This window comes from Bacillus sp. GMs2/2, from assembly GCF_050172095.1.
GTDB lineage: Bacteria > Bacillota > Bacilli > Bacillales > Bacillaceae_G > Bacillus_A > Bacillus_A cereus.
Window position 1 is genome coordinate 1 of record NZ_JBNLYE010000500.1, and the last position, 2,380, is coordinate 2,380.

Below are 2,380 nucleotides of genomic sequence, written 5' to 3' on the forward strand. Positions count from 1 at the left end.
AATGTACGGGAAGTTGCTTGATGCAGAACGTGCTGAAACTTCTCTTGATAATGCAATGAAAAGAGTGAATGAAGGTCTTTCCGAGCAAGCAATTGAAGCCAGGGAAGCACGCGGAACTTTACTGGATTTACAAGAGAATTCTAAGAAACTTGAAGCAGAACAAAAGAAACTAACAAGCTCATTCAAACTTCAAAATGCTGAATTAGGTCAAAATGCTAGTGAAGCGGATAAGTTGGAATTAGCGCAGAAACAACTACGTCAGCAAATGGAAATGACTGATAGGGTCGTCCACAACTTAGAACAACAATTGAGTGCAGCAAAGCGTGTGTATGGTGAAAATTCCACAGAAGTACAGCAACTTGAAACGAAATTAAATCAAGCAAAAACGACATTGAAGCAATTTGAGAATTCGTTGCATAGTGTCGGTCAAAGTGGTTCACAAGCCGCAGATGGTATGGAGCAACTAGGAAAGAAATTAGATTTGCACAATATGATGGAAGCTACTCAAATGCTACAAGGAGTATCGCAACAGTTAATTGAGCTCGGAAAAGCAACCGTGGGTATAGCGATAGACTTTGATAGATCGCAAAGAAAAATACAATCTTCATTAGGATTGACCCAAAAAGGTGCTGAAAACCTGGGTAAGATTTCAAAGGAAGTGTGGAAAAAGGGATTTGGTGAAAGTCTTGAAGAGGTCGATAATTCACTGATAAAAGTCTATCAAAATATGCGGGATGTTCCACATGAAGAATTAAAAGGTGCATCGGAGAATGTCTTAACCCTAGCTAAAGTGTATGATGTTGATTTAAACGAAGCGACACGTGGTGCAGGACAATTAATGAGTCAATTTGGTTTATCAACACAACATACTTTTGATTTACTTGCTGCCGGTGCTCAAGCAGGTCTAAATTATTCGGATGAGTTGTTTGATAACCTTTCAGAATATGCACCGTTATTTAAGCAGGCAGGTTTTACTGCGGATGAAATGTTTACAATCTTAGCAAACGGGACACGTGACGGCGCTTATAATTTGGATTATATCAATGACACAGTTGCTGAATTTGGAAAGAAAGTACAAGACGGTTCAAAAGGAACTGCAGATGCTTTTGCTGGGCTTTCAAAAGAGACTCAAGGTGTTTGGGAAGCTTTTAACAATGGTAAAGCAACAGCCGCTGATGTGTTCAAAGCTGTAATAGGCGATTTAGGAAGTATGGACGACAAAGTTAAACAAAATCAAATTGGTGTTGGATTGTTCGCCACTCGTTGGGAAGATATGGGCGCGAAAGCGGTATTAGGGCTTACTGATGTAAACGGTGGACTTGGTGATGTAAATGGACGTATGGATGAAATGAAAAAACTTCAAGAAGAATCACTTGGACAAAAGTTTCAAAGTGCATTGCGAGAAACGCAAGCAGCACTGGAACCGTTAGGAAAACAACTTGCCGATTTAGCTGCAGATGTTCTTCCGAAAGCTGCAAAAGGAATCTCTGATCTTGCTGAATGGTTTTCTAAGTTACCTGGGCCAGTTAAAGATTTTGTTGCCATTTCTGCAGGCTTGACAATTGCTATTACAGCTATAGGGGCTGCGATAGGTGTGTTATCTTTTGCGTTTGGTGCACTGAGTTTATCATTATGGCCTGTTTTGGGAATTATCTTGGGTCTTTCAGCTGTAATTGCAGGTGTTATTTGGGCCGTGAAAAACTGGGGAGAAATAACTGATTGGCTTTCAAAAAAGTGGTCGGAATTTAAAGATTGGTTTGGCGAATTGTGGGATAGCATAGTTCAAACTTGTGAAGATGGTTGGTCATCCACAGTTGATTACTTTTCTGGAGCCTGGTCAGATTTTTTAAATATGGTAAATGAATTCTTTGAACCTATTGGTCAATTTTTTACGGATCTATGGACGGGAATTTCTGATACGGCATCTGAAATTTGGACAGGTATTACTGATTATTTTTCAGAATCGTGGTCTTCATTCATTGAACTAGCAAATAGTATATTGTCGCCTTTAGGTGAATTTTTTAGTGGATTGTGGACGGGTATTGTTGAAACAGCTTCTGCATTATGGGGGACACTCGTACAATCTTGGCAAGAAACTTGGAATACCATTGTTACGGTTTTAGATCCAATTATTTCTTTAATCTCTACAGTTCTTGAGGCTGGATGGTTATTAATACAAGCTGGAGCACAAATTGCTTGGGCGGCCATATCTCAATATATTATACAGCCGATTCAGGAAGCGTATGATTGGGTAAGTACAAAAATTGGTGAATTGGTCACATGGCTTAGTACGCAGTGGGAACTTATAAAGGCTGCCGCACAAGTTGCTTGGGGCTTATTTAAACAATATATTACGCAACCTGTTCAAGAAGCATGGAAC

At 39.7% G+C, this 2,380-nt stretch carries 1 protein-coding gene; it reads left to right on the plus strand.

What is annotated here, in order from left to right:
• Positions 1 to 2,380, plus strand: a 2,380-nt coding sequence (locus tag ACQGS6_RS26620; RefSeq protein WP_426965886.1) for a phage tail tape measure protein, incomplete at both ends; no start/stop codon positions are given.